Genomic DNA, 15880 nt, shown 5'->3' on the forward strand with positions numbered 1-15880 from the left:
GATCCCCCGTTTCCCTAGGCTGCGCCGAGCCTGCCCAGGCAGTAGTTCTTTGGCCAGTGCCGGACCCGGCGCGGCAGCCGTGGATACACCACCGCGGACCACCGCACGGTGCGGTCGAACCAGCGGCCATGACGTTCAGTCCACGGCAGCCCGAAGCCTTGCCGCAGGTGGTCCGGCAGAAGCCCTGCGGTAATGAAGCGGGCCAGCGGCATGACCGCACGCTGCCAGGTCCGGGGGTCTGTCGGATAGAGCAGGCCGCGGGCCACGCCTGACGCAACGGCATCGGCCTCCAGCCCCTGCAGGCAACCCTCCCAGTAACGGCCGAATGCCGCGCGGTCAGCCGGCCACAGCTCCGCGGGAAGCTGCAGTGCCGTGCCGATTCTCGCGTAGTCCCGGTACATGAGGTCAGCGGCTTCGTCGTCCAGCGCACCGTAGATTTTTTCGTAGATGGTGACGGCCGTGTCGTACAGGGTTGCCACCACCCAGAGCTGGGACTGTGCGTCGAAGGCGCTGTAGCCCGCGGAGCCGGCGTCAGGTTTGCGGCGGACGGGGGCGTGGGCGCGGTTCACGCTGCGGCGCACCGCTGCCACCTGGTCTTCAGTCCCGTACACCACTGCATACACGTAGGTGAGGGTGGCCCGAAGCCGTTCGAGCGGACGATCGGCAAAGTTGCTGTGCTCGGCAACGCCGTGGCCCACTGCCGGGTTCGCGATCTGCAGCAGGATTGCCCGCCCTGCCCCGGCCAGCAGAACGCCTTCTGCTCCCATGTCGGCAAGTCCACGCACCATGCCCACACACTACCCGAGAGCCGACCCTCGCCGCCGCCGGCGTATAGCCTTGGAACAGGAGGCAACATGACGGTTCGCAGCGCAGGGATCTTGCTTTTCCGGTGGAACCCGGAAGCCCGCCTGGAGGTCTGGATAGCCCATATGGGCGGACCTTTTTGGGCCCGCAAGGACGAGCACGCGTGGTCCATCCCGAAGGGTGAATACCCCGAGGACGAGGATGCCCTGACGGCCGCCCGGCGCGAGTTCGCCGAGGAAATGGGCACTCCGGCACCGCCGGCCGACTACTTCGAACTGGGCGCTTTCAGGCAACCCTCAGGCAAGATCATCACGGCTTTCGCGGCCGACTGGGACTTCCAGCCCGAAAGCATCGTCAGCAACACCTTCCCACTGGAATGGCCCAGGGGGTCCGGCATCATCAACCACTATCCCGAGATCGACGACGCCCGTTGGTTCAGCGAGTCCGAGGCGCGCACCAAGCTGGTGAAGGGCCAGCTGCCCATCCTTGACGCCCTGGTTCAGCGGCTCCGGGACGGCATCCAGCACTAGCCCGGACAGTCCGGGAGGTCCCGCCGTCGTCGTTCATCACTTTTTCGGTTTGGCAGTCTTGGGTGCCTTCGGCGGCAGTTCGGCGACGTGCGCCAGCGCCCGGGCCAGCCACGGCTCGATCTCTTCTGGCGACCCTTGTACCGGGAGCCCCGCATAGCCGCCCATGGGCCGTTCGGCGGAGATGAATGGCAGGGTTTCCCGGCTCGCCATCAGCTCGTCGCGGTCGGCATCCGTGAGCTTCAAGCCCAAGGTGGAGCCGTAAAGCCCCGCGAACATGTTTCCGTTGACAAAGGCGCCGAGGTTCCCGAACATCGGCTTGATCTCGATGCCCGGCAGCGCTGCCAGCAGTGACCTGAACTGCTCTTTGTCAGCCTCAGTGGGCTTTGCCATTTCCATGAGGGCGCCTTCCGGTCCGGGGCCTTCATTATCACCCGTCTACTCCTGGAAGGGGACCTTTTCCCAGGACAGGGCGGCGGGGCCGGTGGCGCTGTTGGCCGCCACCGTGAACCTGACGTAGTTGGTGGCGTTGGCTGAACCGTCCACGGTGATGCGCTGCAGGTCATCCGCCGCTTCCTGGCCGTAGATGGTCAGCCAGGGCGAGCCTTCGGCCAGGGGCCGGTTTTCGGCGTAGACGTGGCTGTCGCCGTTGATGAGGTATACCGGGCCGTCGAAACGGTTGGTTTCCTCGGTGACCGTCCGGACGATTTCACGGAAGCCCGACACGGAGTCCGGGTTCGCCGTGGCAGCGGCGAGCAGCGACGGATCAAACATGTCCGCCTGGGTCATGAGCACCACTGCACGGTCGTTGCGGCGGGTCGCGTCCCGGAACGTGTCCCGCACCTGTTCGAGGACAGCCTGCGTGCGGTGCTCCACTTCGGCCTGCTGCTCGGGCGTGACCGAGGTTTCGCCGATGCCGGTCCAGGGCAGGAGCGAGTTGTTGCTGCCCTGGACGTTGACCACGGAGAACGCCACGCGGTTCTTCGTGAAGCGGACGTTCTCGGGCAGCCCGAGGTCTTCCTGTGTCTTCAAGGGCATCGTCTTCCCGAGGGTCTTGCCGGGCTCGTTGAAGAAGACTTCCCGAAGCTTGGCCAGCCGTTCGAGCGGGTTGTAGGCGCCGTTGTTTCCACGGTGGCAGTCCACCCACTCGTTGTCACCGGGCGTGTAGACCAGCGGGTGTTCGAAGGTGTCGAATTCGGCGCGGATGTATTCGAAGTATTCATCCGAACAAACGGAGGACCCGTTCTTGATATCGCCCACGTGGGCGACGAAATCCAGGCTGCTGTCGGCGTTGATGTCCTGGATGCGGGCGGGAAACTTGGCGATTTCGGCATCGCCGTAGGGGATGTCGCCGATGACGCCGAAGCTGAATGCCTGCTGTCCGGCATCGTCTTCACCTGCGTTGGCGGCAGCGGACGGGCCCGCAAACCCGGTCAGGGACATGAGTGCCACGAGGGCGGTGGCAGCGCTTTTTATGAGCACAGAGGTTCTCCTTGGTGCGTCTCAACGGGATTCCGCCCAAGCGATCCGGCCGTGAGCGAGGGTGCCTGAAAAGAGTGCCTGTGGCGGACGAACGCGCGAGAACCCCACGGTGTCGGGTCCGTGAACAGTGAGTGTCGCGGCCGGACGCTGTCCGCCCTTTGTTCGTGCCTGAGAGAATGGCCCAATGGAGGTCGCCCTGGGACTGTTGGTTCTCGTGGCGGTGGTCTGTGCCGGGAGCGCCCTGGGCCGGAAGCTCAACGTCTCGGTGCCGCTGCTGCTGGTGCTGGCCGGCGTCGCGGGGTCGTTCCTCCCCTTCGTTCCGCACATTGAACTGAATCCGGAACTGGTCCTCGTCGGGCTGTTGCCGCCGCTGCTGTACGCCGCCGCGCTGCGGACCTCGCTCTTTGATTTCGGCTCCAACCGCCGCGCCATCGGGCTGCTCTCGGTGGGCTATGTCATCTTCGGAACGCTCGCCGTGGGCTTCGTGGTGTGGTGGCTGTTCCCGGAGATCCCGCTGGCCGCCGCGATCGCGCTCGGCGCCGTCGTGGCGCCGCCTGATGCGGTGGCCGCGACGGCCATCGCACGGAAGGTGGGCATGCCGCGCCGGATTGTCACCATCCTCGAGGGTGAATCCCTGGTCAACGACGCCACGGCCTTGGTCTGCCTCCGTGCTGCCATCGCCGCCATCTCGGGGTCCGTGTCCGCGGCCGGGATCGCGGGCGGATTCCTGCTCGCCGCCGGCGGTGGCCTGGTGGTAGGCCTGGCCGCCGCCTACGTGCTGACCGTACTCCGTAAGAGGATCCGAAACGTCGCGATCAACACTTCGACGTCGCTCGTTGCCCCGTTTGTCGCTTACCTTCCGGCCGAGGCGATCCACGCCTCCGGGGTGCTCGCCGTCGTCGTCACCGGGCTCGTGATGGGGACAAAGGCGCCGTCCATGCCCAACGGCGCCGCACGGCTGAGCCAGCGGAGTAACTGGAACACGGTGCAGTTCCTGCTGGAAAACTCCGTATTCCTGCTGATCGGGCTGCAGGTCCGGACCATCATCGACGGCGTCCAGGACGACTCGCTTGGCGCCGGCCGGATCTGGGCCGGTTGCGCCGTGATCCTGCTGGCGGTGCTGGTGCTCCGGCCGGTGTGGGTGTTCCCGGCAACGTACCTGCCCCGGCTGATTCCGTCCGTGCGGCGGGCGGACCCGGCACCGCCCTGGCAGTTCGCCGCGATCGTGTCCTGGGCCGGGATGCGCGGGGTGGTGACGCTGGCCGCGGTGCTGGTGCTGCCCGCGGAACTGGAACACCGTTCGGTGTTGATTCTGGCCGCCCTGGTGGTGGTGGGCGGCACGCTGACGCTGCAGGGGTTCACTCTTCCGGGGCTGGTCCGGTTGCTCCGCGTGCAGGGTCCGGACCAGCGCGAGGACGCCCTCAACCAGGCCTCTTTGATGCAGCTCGCCACCTCTGCCGGAGTGGCCCGCCTGCAGGAACTGCGCACCGACAACGACCCGCCGGAGGTGGTGGCGATGCTGAAGCGGCGGACCCAGGAGCGCGGGCTGGCGGCCTGGGAGCGACTGGGCCGGCCCGCGTCGGAAGCAGCGACCCCCAGCCAGCGCTACGCCCAGCTGCGGCTTGCCATGCTGGAAGCTGAACGCGCGAAGGTGCTGGAGCTGCGTAGGGGCGGCGAGTACGCCCACGAGGTCCTCAGCGAAGTCCTGGACCGGCTGGACGTTGAGGAATCGATGCTCGACCTTTCCCTGAATGAACTGGACACTTCCGGCGAGGGCGGCGGGGAGGGCATCGCCAGGCCCGGCGGGGTGTGCGGTCACCTGGAGTCCGCCCGCTCCCCCGCTGTGCCCCGCGACGCCTCCTGCGCGGACTGCGTCCGGGAAGGCACGACGACGGTGCACCTCAGGATGTGCCTGGCCTGCGGCAACGTGGGGTGCTGCGATTCCTCCCCCGGAACGCACGCCTCCAGGCACTTCGAGGCCACCGGCCACCCGGTGATGCGGAGCATCGAGCCGGGCGAGGACTGGCGCTGGTGCTACAAGGACGACCTGCTGGGGTGATGGCCGGGCGCACAGCTTCGAACATGGGCCACAAGCCCGAGGTCAGCTGTTCGTGGCGCGGATAGCGTCTGCCACGCTTTCAAGGTGCAGCCGCATGGCCTCGGCTGCCTCGTCCGGGTCGTGCCGGCACACGGCATCGATAATGGCCAGGTGCTGCGGGAGGGAGACACTGGGGCGCCCCGGCTGACGGGCCAGCTGGAACTGAAAACGCACGGCCTGGCCGCGCAGCCGTTGAATGGTTGCTGCCGCTGTCTTCTGTGCACTCACCGCAATGATCTTGGCATGGAGGCGTTGATTGCACGCCGAGTATGACTCCCTGTCGCCGCGTTGGACCGCTTCCTCCATCTCCTTGGCAAGCCCCCGGAGTTCGTCCGATTCAGCGTCGGTTATTCTCTCTGCTGCCTTCCGGGCACACAGCGCCTCGAGTGCGGCTCGCACTTCCGTGATCTCCAACGCCTCATCGACAGAAACGGCCCTGACCCTGGCCCCGCGGTTCTGGACACGCTCAACAAGCCCTTCGACGCTCAGCTCGGACAAAGCGACGCGAACGTTGCCCCGGCTGGCCCCATACTCGGCCGCCAGGTCGGCTTCCACGAGCCGCTGCTTTGGCACGAGCTCGCCCCTGATGATCGCGCTGCGCAAAAGGTCAGCCAACTCCTGGGCAGAAAGGGCTCCTCCGACGCTCTCGTCAACGGTTGTCACGCTGCCCCTTTCGGAACTCCTCTGGGTGAACTCTCTCCTTGCATTGTAAACAATTTTGTCAGCGCTACCAGGATCAGCCGCACTGCGTGCGCGGACAGGCTGCAAAAAGTTTTGCTGACGATATTGCTAACAATTTCGTCAACGGTTATCGTTGTGTGTATTGCATCACTAACGAGGGAGCGAACACCGTGGTTCAAGCGACCATCCAGGGAAACAAGAAGGGCCGCCCGCGTGTCCAAGGCAGCCAGACCGCGATTCCGTGCTGGTTCATGCGCGGAGGTACTTCGAAGGGACCCTTCTTCCGGGCCGACGACCTTCCACAGGACCAGCCTTCCCGCGACGCCATACTGCTGGCAGCGATGGGATCCCCCGATCCCCGTCAAATCGACGGAGTGGGTGGCGCCGCTCCGCTGACAAGCAAAGCCGGCATCGTCGACGTCAGTGAGCGCGACGGCGTGGATCTGGAGTTCCGGTTTGCCCAACTCCAGCCGGACAGCGACGTCGTCGACCTGACTCCCAATTGCGGCAACATGCTCGCGGCGGTGGTGCCCTTTGCGCTGGAGTCCGGTCTCCTCACCGCCCACGACGACACCACAACGGCCCGGGTCCTCACCCTCAACACGGGCCTTGTAGCCGAGATCACCGTGCCTACCCCGGCCGGTGAGTCCGGCCGGTATGTGGAGTACGCCGGCCACACGCGCATTGACGGCGTCCCCGGAGCCGCCGCGCCTATCTCCATCAACTTCCTCGACACGGCCGGGTCGGTGTGTTCGTCGCTCCTGCCCACGGGTAACGTCCGTGACCGCGTGGACGTGCCCGGCATCGGACCTGTGGAGGTGACGTGCATCGACAACGGCCAGCCATTGGTGATCGTTGCCGCAGCCCCGCTCGGCCGCACTGGGTACGAGTCGACGGCGGCACTGAACGGGGACCAGGATCTCAAGTCCCGTTTGGAGGTCCTGCGCCTTGCCTGCGGCGAACTGATGGGCCTCGGTGATGTGACGGGCAGGAACTATCCCAAAATGACGCTCGTTTCGCCGCCAGCCCAGGGCGGCGCGATCAACACCCGCAGCTTTATCCCCCACGTCTGCCATGACTCCATCGGCGTCCTGGCCGCAGTCACAGCGGCAACCGCCTGCGTGATCGAGGGAACTGTCGCACATGACGTCGCGAGGGTTGGCTCCGGCCCCCGAATCCAAGTGTCCGTGGAGCATCCGGCCGGGGAGTTCAGCATTGAACTGGGCCTTGACCCGGTAAACCCCCAGCGCGTGATCAAGTCAGCGCTGCTGCGCACGGCCCGGCTCATTATGGCCGGCGACGTCTTCGTACCCTGCCGTATCTGGAACCCTGATGCGGCCTCGCCTAAGGAAGAGCACTCATGATCATCGATAGCCATGGCCACTTCACCACGGCCCCCGTGGAATTGGAGCAGTGGCGGAACCGGCAGATCGCCGGCCTCGAAAACCAGGCTGAAGCCCCTGTCCCGGCAGAACTGCGCATTACGGATGACCAACTGCGGGAAAGCATCGAAGGAAACCAGTTGCGCCTCATGGACGAGCGCGGAATCGACCTGACCGTCTTCTCCCCCCGGGCTTCGTTCATGGCCCACCACGTCGGCGGCTTCGAGACCTCCGCAGAGTGGGCAGCCATCTGCAACGAACTCTGTTTCAGGGTCAGCGAACTCTACCCCGAGCGTTTTGTGCCGGCGGCCATGCTCCCCCAGTCCCCCGGCGTCGACCCCGCCACCTGCATCCCCGAACTCACGCGGTGCGTGGAGGAGTACGGTGCAGTGGCGCTGAACCTGAACCCCGACCCGTCCGGCGGCCATTGGACGGCGCCGCCGCTCACCGACCGGTCCTGGTATCCCATCTACGAGAAGATGGTCGAGTACGACATTCCGGCGATGATCCACGTCAGCACCAGCATCAATCCGGCCTTCCACTCCACCGGAGCCCACTACCTGAACGCCGATACCACCGCCTTTATGCAGCTGGTCCAAGGCGATCTGTTCGCGGACTTCCCCACGCTCAGGCTGGTCATTCCCCACGGCGGGGGCGCCGTGCCTTACCACTGGGGACGTTTCCGGGGTCTGGCCATGGCGTTGAAGAAGCCTCCGCTGGAAGAACACGTGATGCGGAATGTCTACTTCGACACCTGCGTCTACCACCAGCCAGGCATCGACCTGCTGCTGGACGTGGTGCCCACCCGCAATATCCTCTTCGCCTCCGAAATGATCGGGGCCGTCCGGGACATCGACCCTTGCACGGGGCACAACTTCGACGACACCGCCCGGTACATCGATAACGCCGGCCTTTCAGAGGCTGACTTGGCCGCCGTTCAGGAACACAACGCCCGCGCCGTCTACCCGCGGCTGAATGCCCTTCTCAAGCAGCAGGGCCGCTAAAACACTTACAAGGAGCACAGATCCATGCAGGAACTCGGAGTCGTACACCGAAATATCAACCGGACCTCCCCCGCGGACGTCGACGCGCTGGCGGCATTCGGTGTCAGCACAATCCATGAAGCCATGGGCCGCCTGGGCCTGATGCGCCCTTACATCCGCCCGGTCTACCCCACGGCCAGGCTGTGCGGCACCGCGGTCACGGTACTGCTTCAGCCGGGTGATAACTGGATGCTGCACGTGGCAGCCGAACAGATCCAGCCCGGCGATGTCCTCGTCGCTGCGTGTACCACTGAATGCGAGGACGGGTTCTTCGGCGATCTGCTCGCCACGTCCGTCCGTGCCCAGGGCGGCGTGGGACTGGTGATCGACGGTGGCTGCCGGGATGTTGCCTCCTTGCAGGAGATGGACTTTCCCGTCTTCAGCAGGGCCATCAACTCCAAAGGCACTATCAAAGCCACGCTCGGCTCGGTCAACGTTCCGGTCGTTTGCGCCAACGCCCTGGTCAACCCCGGCGACGTCGTAATCGGTGACATCGACGGCGTCGTCGTGATTCCGGCCAGCCGTGCAGCAGACGTGGCAGAAGCGGCCCGGCAGCGCGAAGCAAACGAAGAGGGCAAGCGCCAGCGGTTCGCGACGGGCGAGCTTGGACTCGACATCTATTCCATGCGGCAGCCGCTGACCGCGGCCGGCTTGCGGTACATCGACTGATGAATAGTCTGGTCACAGGAGAACTCATGAGTGCCCCGTTTACTAAATCCCCCGGTTGGCTGGACTGGTATCGCAACCCCTCCACACCCCGTTTCGCCCTCCCGCAGGGGACGGTGGACGCCCACTGCCACGTCTTCGGTCCCGGGGCCGAGTTCCCCTTCGCTCCGGAGCGCAGGTACACCCCCGGGGACGGAGGCAAGGAGGAGCTATTCGCCCTTCGCGACCACCTCGGAGTCAGCCGCAACGTCATCGTGCAGGCGACATGCCACGGCGCTGACAACAGCGCAATGGTGGACGCGGTCCAGGCTTCCGGCGGCCGGGCACGGGGCGTCGCGACGGTCCGGCCCGACGTGACTGATGCCGAGCTCAGGCGGCTGGATGAGGCCGGCGTGCGGGGCGTGCGGTTCAACTTCCTCAAACGGCTGGTCAGCGCCGCCCCGAAGGACGACCTCGCCGCTATTGCCGAAAAGATCGCTCCCTTGGGCTGGCACATCGTCATTTACTTCGAGGGTGCAGACCTCGCGGAGCTGGAAGGCTTCTTCGCTTCTCTTCCCACCCCGCTCGTGGTGGACCACATGGGGCGTCCGGACGTCACCAAGCCAGTTGACGGCCCCGAGTTCGCCCGCTTTCTGCGATTCACTGACAGGAACAATGTGTGGGTCAAAGTCAGTTGTCCGGAGCGTCTCAGCCTCACCGGCCCGCCGGCGCTCGACGGCCAGGAGCACGCCTATACGGACGCAGTGCCGTTCGGGCGCCGGGTCATCGCGGAGTTCCCGGACCGCGTGCTGTGGGGCACTGACTGGCCGCACCCCAACCTCACGGATCACATGCCCGATGACGGGCTCCTCGTCGACTACATACCGCAGGTGGCGGTGACCGCCGAGCAACAGCACAAGCTGCTCGTCGACAACCCGATGCGGCTTTACTGGCCTGGCGACGACGCCTAGCCCCTTCCCCGACCCCATCTTCCCAGAGGAATCCAATGATGCACTCCAATGCGGCAAACCGGCTCGACCGGCTTCCGATCTCCAAATTCCACAAGATCACCTTGGTCGCCGTATCCTTCGCGTACTTCTTCGAATTCGCGGACATCAACAGCTTTGCCACCACCGTCCCCAAACTCATCAAGCTGTGGGGCGTCACGATCAACCAGATCGCGTACGTCACGTCCGCATCGTTTGTCGGCATGTTCTTCGGGTCGCTCATCGCGAGCTGGCTCGCTGACCGGTGGGGACGCAAGAAGGCGCTGGTCATTACAACGCTATGGTTCTCCGCTTTCTCATTCGCCGCCGTTTTCTCCTGGGACATCATCTCGCTCGGAGTCTTCCGGGTACTGACCTCGGCTGGTCTCTCAGCGATGACCGTGGTTGCGGTCATCTACGTCAACGAGATCTTTCCGGCCGCCGTCCGCGGCAAATACCAGGCCTACGCCATCGTCATCGGAATCTGCGGAACCCCCGCCACCAACCTCATCGCCAGCGTGGTGGTTCCGCTCAGCGACTGGTCGTGGCGGCTGGTGTTCCTGTGGGGATCGCTTGGCATTGTCTTCATTTTCTTCACGCGCTACCTGAAGGAGTCCCCCCGATGGTTCGAGAGTAAAGGCGAGTACGGCAAGGCCGACGCCGCCCTCGCCGAGATCGAGGAACGCGTTGCCGCGGAGAAGGGACCGCTGGCCACCCCTGCTGCGCCGGCCACCTCAGCACAAACGACCAAAGCCAAGGCCCCGTTCAAGCTACTGCTCCAAAAGAAATACCTCGGCCCCACCCTCCTCCTAACGGTCCTGTGGGTGACGCAGACGGTTGGCTTCTTTGGATACTCGAGCTGGGCACCGACGCTGCTGGCCAAGGAAGGCTTCAGCGTGGAAAATTCCATCTTCTACGTGGCGCTGACCACCGTAGGAGCACCGCTGGGATCCTTCTTGGCCTCCCTAGTGACGGACCGCTTCGAGCGTAAATGGTGCCTGGTCGTGTTCGGCACGACCATCGCGATCTGCGGACTCTTCTACGGGCTCACCTTCAACCCGATCCTGATCGTCGTTTTCGGGTTCCTCGTGAATCTCTTCGAGCGCGGCTACACAGCCCTCGCCTATGCCTACTCGCCGGAACTGTTCGACACAGCAGGCCGCTCCCTGGGAACGGGCGTCTCGTACGGCTTGGGCCGGCTTTCCAATGCCGCAGGTCCGCTGATCATCGCGGCCTTGTACAACGGCAGCGGATACCAAAGCGTCTTCTTCTTCATCGCCGGCACCTGGCTGTTTGGCGCTCTCGCTCTGGCCTTCTTCGGGCCCAAAACCCGGCAGACACGTCTGGCGGCTCCCGCCAAGCCACAGAATCTGGCCCCGTCAGCTTCAAAGAATCAGGTGTAAGGTCCGAAACTGATCATCAAGAGCTGAGCGGACGACGGCGGAATGTTCCCGCCGTCGTCCGATTGCTGCTTAAAGGGCAAACACTCGGCAAACAACGGGGAAACAGGCGCCCGGAAAGCCCAATCCGCTACTCGCGGGTAGGAATACTGGAAGGCATGACTACCTTTACTCGTCGTCAAGTTCTGCGTTCAGCGGGAGTGGCCGCCGTGGCCGGAACCATGGCCACCAGCACTCCCGCGGGAGCGTTTTCAGCCTCCCAAAGCGGCGTCTTTGGCTACGGGGTCGCTTCAGGAGACCCTATGCCGGACAGTGTGCTGCTGTGGACCCGCGTGACGCCCACCCCGGAATCACTACCCGGCAGTGGTGCCGGCCCGGACGTTTCCGTCCGATGGGAAGTATCCGCCGATTCCGCGTTTACGAAAGTGGCGGCCCGGGGTACTGCCTCCACAGGCCCGGGCCGCGACCACACCGTCAAGGTCATTGCGGGCCGGCTCGCCCCCGGAACGAGCTACTGGTACCGGTTCATCTTCGGACAGGAGATCTCACCCGCTGGCCGCACCCGCACGGCACCGGCGGCAGGCGCCCCGGTGGACCGGCTGAAGTTCGGTGTCGTTTCCTGCGCCAACTGGCAGGCCGGCTATTTCTCCTCCTACCGCCACCTCGCAGCCCGCGGGGACCTCGACGCTGTGCTCCACCTCGGCGACTACCTCTACGAATACGGCCCGGGCGAATACCAGGCGCGCGACGTGCTGGTCCGTCCACACGAACCCGCGCACGAGATGACCCAACTGGCCCACTACCGCCGTCGCCACGCCCAGTACAAGACCGACACCGACCTGCAGGCCCTGCATGCCGCCGCGCCGTTCATCGTGACCTGGGACGACCATGAATCGGCCAACGACGCCTGGAAGAGCGGCGCCGAGAACCACACTGAGGGCGCCGAAGGGGCGTGGAGCGCGAGGTTTGCCGCGGCGCACCAGGCCTACGCCGAATGGATGCCCGTGCGCTACGAACCGGGCGGCCAGATTTACCGCCGGCTGGACTTCGGCTCGCTGGCCAGCCTGTCCATGCTTGACCTCCGTTCCTACCGGGACCAGCAGGCGGCCAACGGCACGGATGCTGCGGTCACTGACCCCGCCCGCACGATCACCGGCGCCGCCCAGATGGACTGGCTGCTGGGCAACCTCAAGTCAACGGGCCCACAATGGAAGCTCGTGGGCAACCCGGTCATGATCGCACCCGTCCGGGTGCCCTCGACCCTGAGCACGGCGGAACTGGCCGGGGTCCAGAAGCTGATGGGCGGGACGAGCATCAGCGGAGTGCCATACAACGTGGACCAGTGGGACGGTTACGAGGCCGACCGGAACCGCGTGGTCCGCCACCTGCGGGACAACGCCGTCAAGGACACGGTTTTCCTCACCGGAGACATCCACTCCGGCTGGGCCTGCGACATCCCCGCCGATCCGGCCAGCTACCCTGCCACCGGCGATTCCGTGGCCACGGAACTGGTGTGCACGTCCGTCACGAGCGACAACCTCGATGACATCCTGAACGTCCCGCCCCGGACCGGATCCGTCGCCGTGGAGAACGCCATCAAGGCGGCGAACCCGCACGTGAAATACCTTGATTTCGACTCACATGGCTATTCCGTCCTGGACGTGACGGCCGCCGGAGTCCGGATGGACTGGTATGTCCTCGCCGAACGCACCTCCGCCAGCTCAGGATCCACGCTGTCCACATCGTTCAACGTTCAAGCCGGCACCGGCAAGGTCACCCCGGCACAGGGAGGACTCCAGTGAGCCAATCACCGCAGCAGCGTACGCCCGCCAGCAACATACCTTCGACGCCGGGACGACGCCAGTTCCTGAAGTTCGCCGCTGCCGGCGGTGCCGCCGTCGTCCTTTCCTCCGCGCAAGGAACGGCGTGGGCGGCGCCGGCGGCGGGCCGGACCCGGAGCTACGTGCTCGTGGTGGACGGCTGCCGCCCGGACGAGATCACCGCCACGCTGACGCCGAGGCTGGCTGGCCTGCGTGCGGCCGGCACGAATTTCCCGGCGGCTCGCTCACTGCCTGTCATGGAGACCATTCCCAACCACGTGATGATGATGACGGGAGTGCGCCCGGACCGCTCAGGCGTTCCGGCCAACGCGATTTTCGATCGGGCCGAGGGCCTGGTCCGCGACCTCGACCGGCCCACGGACCTGCACTTCCCCACCCTCCTGGACCGGTTGCAGGAGCGCGGACTGACCACCGGCTCGGTGCTGAGCAAGAACTACCTCTACGGCATCTTCGGCACCCGCGCCAGCTACCGCTGGGAACCCCAGCCGCTGCTGCCGGTCACCGGTCACGCGCCCGACGCCGCCACGATGGACGCGCTGCTCGCGATGGTGGGTGGACCCGACCCGGACTTCGTCTTCACCAACCTCGGCGACATCGACCGCGTGGGGCACTCCGATCTCACGGGAACCACGCTGCGGGCTGCACGTGAAGCTGCCCTCGCCGACACAGACGTGCAAGTGGGGCGTTTCATCGACCACCTCAAGAGCACAGGCAAGTGGGATTCCAGCGTGGTGATGGTGTTGGCGGACCACTCCATGGACTGGTCCATCCCCACGAACGTGGTTTCCGTCGACCTGATCCTGCAGTCCCGGCCGGAGCTGCAGTCCAACATCAAAATCGCCCAGAACGGCGGGGCGGACCTGCTCTACTGGACCGGCTCCGACGCCGACCGCACCGCAGGCCTGGCCGCCGTCGGGCAGTTGGTCGCGGCGCATGAGGGCGTCCTGTCGGTCAACAGGCCCGCGGACCTGCGCCTGGGGGCCGAAGCCGGAGACCTCGTGGTCTACTGCCGTGCGGGCTGGCGTTTCTCGGACCCGTACGTGGCGTCCAACCCCATCCCTGGCAACCACGGGCACCCCGCCACCGAGCCCATTCCATTCTTCATCTCCGGCGGCAGCCCGCTGGTGGTTCCGGGGTCGGTGTCTTCGGAGCCGGCGAGGACTGTCGATGTCGCACCGACCATCGGCGACATTTACGGACTCAAGGCGCCGGCTGGCGGGTACGACGGAACGTCGCGGTCCAGCGCCCTGAGGCTCTGACCTCCTTGAGCGGACGACGACGGCGGCACCCCAGTGAGTGCCGCCGTCGGACGCTTCCCGGGTGTTGCGGTCAGCCGAACAGCCAGGCCGCTCCCAGGAGGAGCGGGACCGCCAGGACCGTGGTGAACACGGCGGTTGACTGCGCGATGCCCTGACCGGCGCCGTAGCGGACCGAGTAGAGGACCACATTTTGCCCGGTGGGAAGGATCGCGCAGGCCGTGACCACGAAGGTGCTGAACGCGTCGAGGTGGAAGACGAATGCGGCCAACGCCCAGGCGAGTGCCGGTTGAATGGCGGATTTGAGGATCACCGCCACAGAGGTGGGAACACGGTCACTGAGCCCGGGCCGGACAGAGAGTCCGTGGAGCGACATGCCAAAGATGATCAGCATCAGCGGGACCGCCAACTGGGCCACCAGGGCCAAGGGATCCAGAACCAGGCTGGGCACTTCAATCCCCGCGGCGCTGACCATCACGCCAAGGATGGCCGCCACGGTTACCGGATTGCGGAACGGAATGGAGAGGATGCGCCAGATGGAAACGTGCTTCCCCGCCGGATCCGTGAGGTCCAGGATAGTCAGGGCTATGGGCGTCAGGATGGCCAGCTGGAACAGCATGATGGGCGTGACGTAGGTGGCGCTGCCGAGGATGTAGAGCGACAACGGTACACCCAGGTTCGTGGAATTCACGATGCCCACGGACAGCGCACCGATGGTGGTGCGCCGGACACCCCAACGGCCAATCGCACCCGCAACGGTGAACACGAGCATGACGGCCACTGCCGTCACCACGGAGATCAGGCCCGTGCTGCTCAGGACGTCGGAAATGTGCCGGGACGCGATGGCGGAAAACATGAGGCAGGGCAGCCCCACCATGAAGGTCAGGGTGGACAGGACCTTGCTCCCCTGCGGGCCCAGCGCCTTGGTTCTGCCGAGGATGTAGCCGATGAGCAGCACCACGCTGACAACAAAGAAACCCTTGAGGACTCCGTCCAAACCGTTTTCCTCAATCTTTTCTGCCGGAGGGCCGGCTGATGACGCGGCTGACTGGGAACGGGTCAAGCCTATAGCGGCGGCCGTAACCGGCAGATTCTGCGGCGTAATCTTGAGGCATGACGGCAAGCTACAGGTATGACGTGGAGGTAGAGCACCTGCTGGTGTCCCCGGCGCACGCCTACTTCGGCCGCGCCCGCGAGGGTGCGGCCGACGTTCCGACCACCGACGCCGAGCGGGTTGAACTGGTGGCGGGCAAGGGCATTGTGGGCGACCGTTTCTTCGGCAAGGCTGCGCATATGGATGCCGCCGTCACCCTCTTCGCCATCGAGGCGCTCGAAGCCATGGCCGCGGAGTTGGGGGCAGGCCCTCTTGACCCGCTGCTGACGCGGCGCAATGTGGTCCTCAGGCGTGCAGACCTGGCACCGTTGCTGGGCGGAGAATTTGCGCTCGAATCACGCGGGGACGTTGTTCGGTTGAAGGCCGGACGGCCCGCCCATCCCTGCGCCTGGATGGACCAGATGCTCGCGCCAGGCGCCCACAAGGCGATGCGCGGGCGGGGCGGGGTTCGCTGCCAGGTGCTGTCGGGCGGCATCCTGCACCGCGGCCCGGCAGTGCTGGTCAGCCCCGTTCCCCTCGACCCCGGCAGCGCCGGCAGGCCGACGCTGCTCCGCCCGTCGCGGCTGCCTTAGCGCGGCGGGCACAACGGAAGCGGCCGACGGCGGGAAGTCCCGTCGTCGT

General features: G+C 65.6%; 15 protein-coding genes. 10 read left to right on the forward strand and 5 right to left on the reverse strand.

Translation table 11 applies throughout. The features are described from left to right. Positions 1–14 precede the first annotated feature (14 nt). Positions 15–788, reverse strand: a complete 774-nt coding sequence (locus ACSQ1X_RS18320; protein WP_436058721.1) for an oxygenase MpaB family protein — start codon at positions 786–788, stop codon at positions 15–17. Positions 789–854: 66 nt separating this feature from the next. Between ACSQ1X_RS18320 and ACSQ1X_RS18325 the strand changes: the two genes are divergently transcribed. Continuing rightward, complete coding sequence (locus ACSQ1X_RS18325; protein WP_436058722.1) at positions 855–1334, forward strand: NUDIX domain-containing protein; 480 nt, start codon at positions 855–857, stop codon at positions 1332–1334. A 36-nt stretch (positions 1335–1370) separates the two neighbouring features. On the opposite strand, the gene ACSQ1X_RS18330 is transcribed toward ACSQ1X_RS18325, so the two are convergent. Continuing rightward, positions 1371–1730 (reverse strand): TfoX/Sxy family protein, encoded by a 360-nt coding sequence (locus ACSQ1X_RS18330; RefSeq protein WP_436058723.1) that lies wholly within the window; start codon positions 1728–1730, stop codon positions 1371–1373. Between the two features lie 39 nt (positions 1731–1769). Next, the gene (locus ACSQ1X_RS18335; RefSeq protein WP_436058724.1) at positions 1770–2813 is read right to left on the reverse strand and encodes a metallophosphoesterase; all 1044 of its coding nucleotides are present in this window, start codon (positions 2811–2813) and stop codon (positions 1770–1772) included. 184 nt (positions 2814–2997) lie between these two features. On the opposite strand from ACSQ1X_RS18335, the gene ACSQ1X_RS18340 reads away from it, so the two are divergent. Beyond that, the gene (locus ACSQ1X_RS18340) at positions 2998–4872 is read left to right on the forward strand and encodes a Na+/H+ antiporter (protein WP_436058725.1); all 1875 of its coding nucleotides are present in this window, start codon (positions 2998–3000) and stop codon (positions 4870–4872) included. Positions 4873–4914: 42 nt separating this feature from the next. Here the strand turns inward: ACSQ1X_RS18340 and ACSQ1X_RS18345 are convergent, their stop codons facing one another. Beyond that, on the reverse strand, positions 4915–5574 hold the full coding sequence (locus ACSQ1X_RS18345; protein ID WP_436058726.1) for a GntR family transcriptional regulator: 660 nt from the start codon (positions 5572–5574) through the stop codon (positions 4915–4917). Positions 5575–5762: 188 nt separating this feature from the next. On the opposite strand from ACSQ1X_RS18345, the gene ACSQ1X_RS18350 reads away from it, so the two are divergent. The 7 genes from ACSQ1X_RS18350 (at position 5763) to ACSQ1X_RS18380 (ending at position 14148) form a co-directional block, all read left to right on the forward strand. Beyond that, positions 5763–6956 carry a 4-oxalomesaconate tautomerase gene (locus ACSQ1X_RS18350; protein WP_436058727.1) on the forward strand — a complete coding sequence of 398 codons (1194 nt, stop codon included), beginning with the start codon at positions 5763–5765 and terminating at the stop codon, positions 6954–6956. Then, the gene (locus ACSQ1X_RS18355; protein WP_436058728.1) at positions 6953–7978 is read left to right on the forward strand and encodes an amidohydrolase family protein; all 1026 of its coding nucleotides are present in this window, start codon (positions 6953–6955) and stop codon (positions 7976–7978) included. The genes ACSQ1X_RS18350 and ACSQ1X_RS18355 overlap by 4 nt, the downstream gene beginning before the upstream one ends. 24 nt (positions 7979–8002) lie before the next feature. Further along, positions 8003–8686 (forward strand): 4-carboxy-4-hydroxy-2-oxoadipate aldolase/oxaloacetate decarboxylase, encoded by a 684-nt coding sequence (ligK, locus tag ACSQ1X_RS18360; protein WP_436058729.1) that lies wholly within the window; start codon positions 8003–8005, stop codon positions 8684–8686. Between the two features lie 26 nt (positions 8687–8712). After that, on the forward strand, positions 8713–9633 hold the full coding sequence (locus tag ACSQ1X_RS18365; RefSeq protein WP_436058730.1) for an amidohydrolase family protein: 921 nt from the start codon (positions 8713–8715) through the stop codon (positions 9631–9633). A 35-nt stretch (positions 9634–9668) separates the two neighbouring features. After that, complete coding sequence (locus ACSQ1X_RS18370; protein WP_436058731.1) at positions 9669–11051, forward strand: MFS transporter; 1383 nt, start codon at positions 9669–9671, stop codon at positions 11049–11051. A 155-nt stretch (positions 11052–11206) separates the two neighbouring features. After that, positions 11207–12850 carry an alkaline phosphatase D family protein gene (locus tag ACSQ1X_RS18375; protein ID WP_436058732.1) on the forward strand — a complete coding sequence of 548 codons (1644 nt, stop codon included), beginning with the start codon at positions 11207–11209 and terminating at the stop codon, positions 12848–12850. Next, complete coding sequence (locus ACSQ1X_RS18380) at positions 12847–14148, forward strand: alkaline phosphatase family protein (protein ID WP_436058733.1); 1302 nt, start codon at positions 12847–12849, stop codon at positions 14146–14148. The genes ACSQ1X_RS18375 and ACSQ1X_RS18380 overlap by 4 nt, the downstream gene beginning before the upstream one ends. A 70-nt stretch (positions 14149–14218) precedes the next feature. On the opposite strand, the gene ACSQ1X_RS18385 is transcribed toward ACSQ1X_RS18380, so the two are convergent. Continuing rightward, on the reverse strand, positions 14219–15142 hold the full coding sequence (locus tag ACSQ1X_RS18385; protein WP_436058734.1) for an AEC family transporter: 924 nt from the start codon (positions 15140–15142) through the stop codon (positions 14219–14221). Between the two features lie 116 nt (positions 15143–15258). Here ACSQ1X_RS18385 and ACSQ1X_RS18390 point away from each other — a divergent pair, with 116 nt between their 5' ends. Then, the gene (locus tag ACSQ1X_RS18390; RefSeq protein WP_436058735.1) at positions 15259–15831 is read left to right on the forward strand and encodes an MOSC domain-containing protein; all 573 of its coding nucleotides are present in this window, start codon (positions 15259–15261) and stop codon (positions 15829–15831) included. The last annotated feature ends 49 nt before the right edge of the window (positions 15832–15880 follow it).

This window comes from Arthrobacter sp. LjRoot78, assembly GCF_964254335.1.
In the GTDB taxonomy this organism is placed as follows: Bacteria; Actinomycetota; Actinomycetes; order Actinomycetales; family Micrococcaceae; genus Arthrobacter.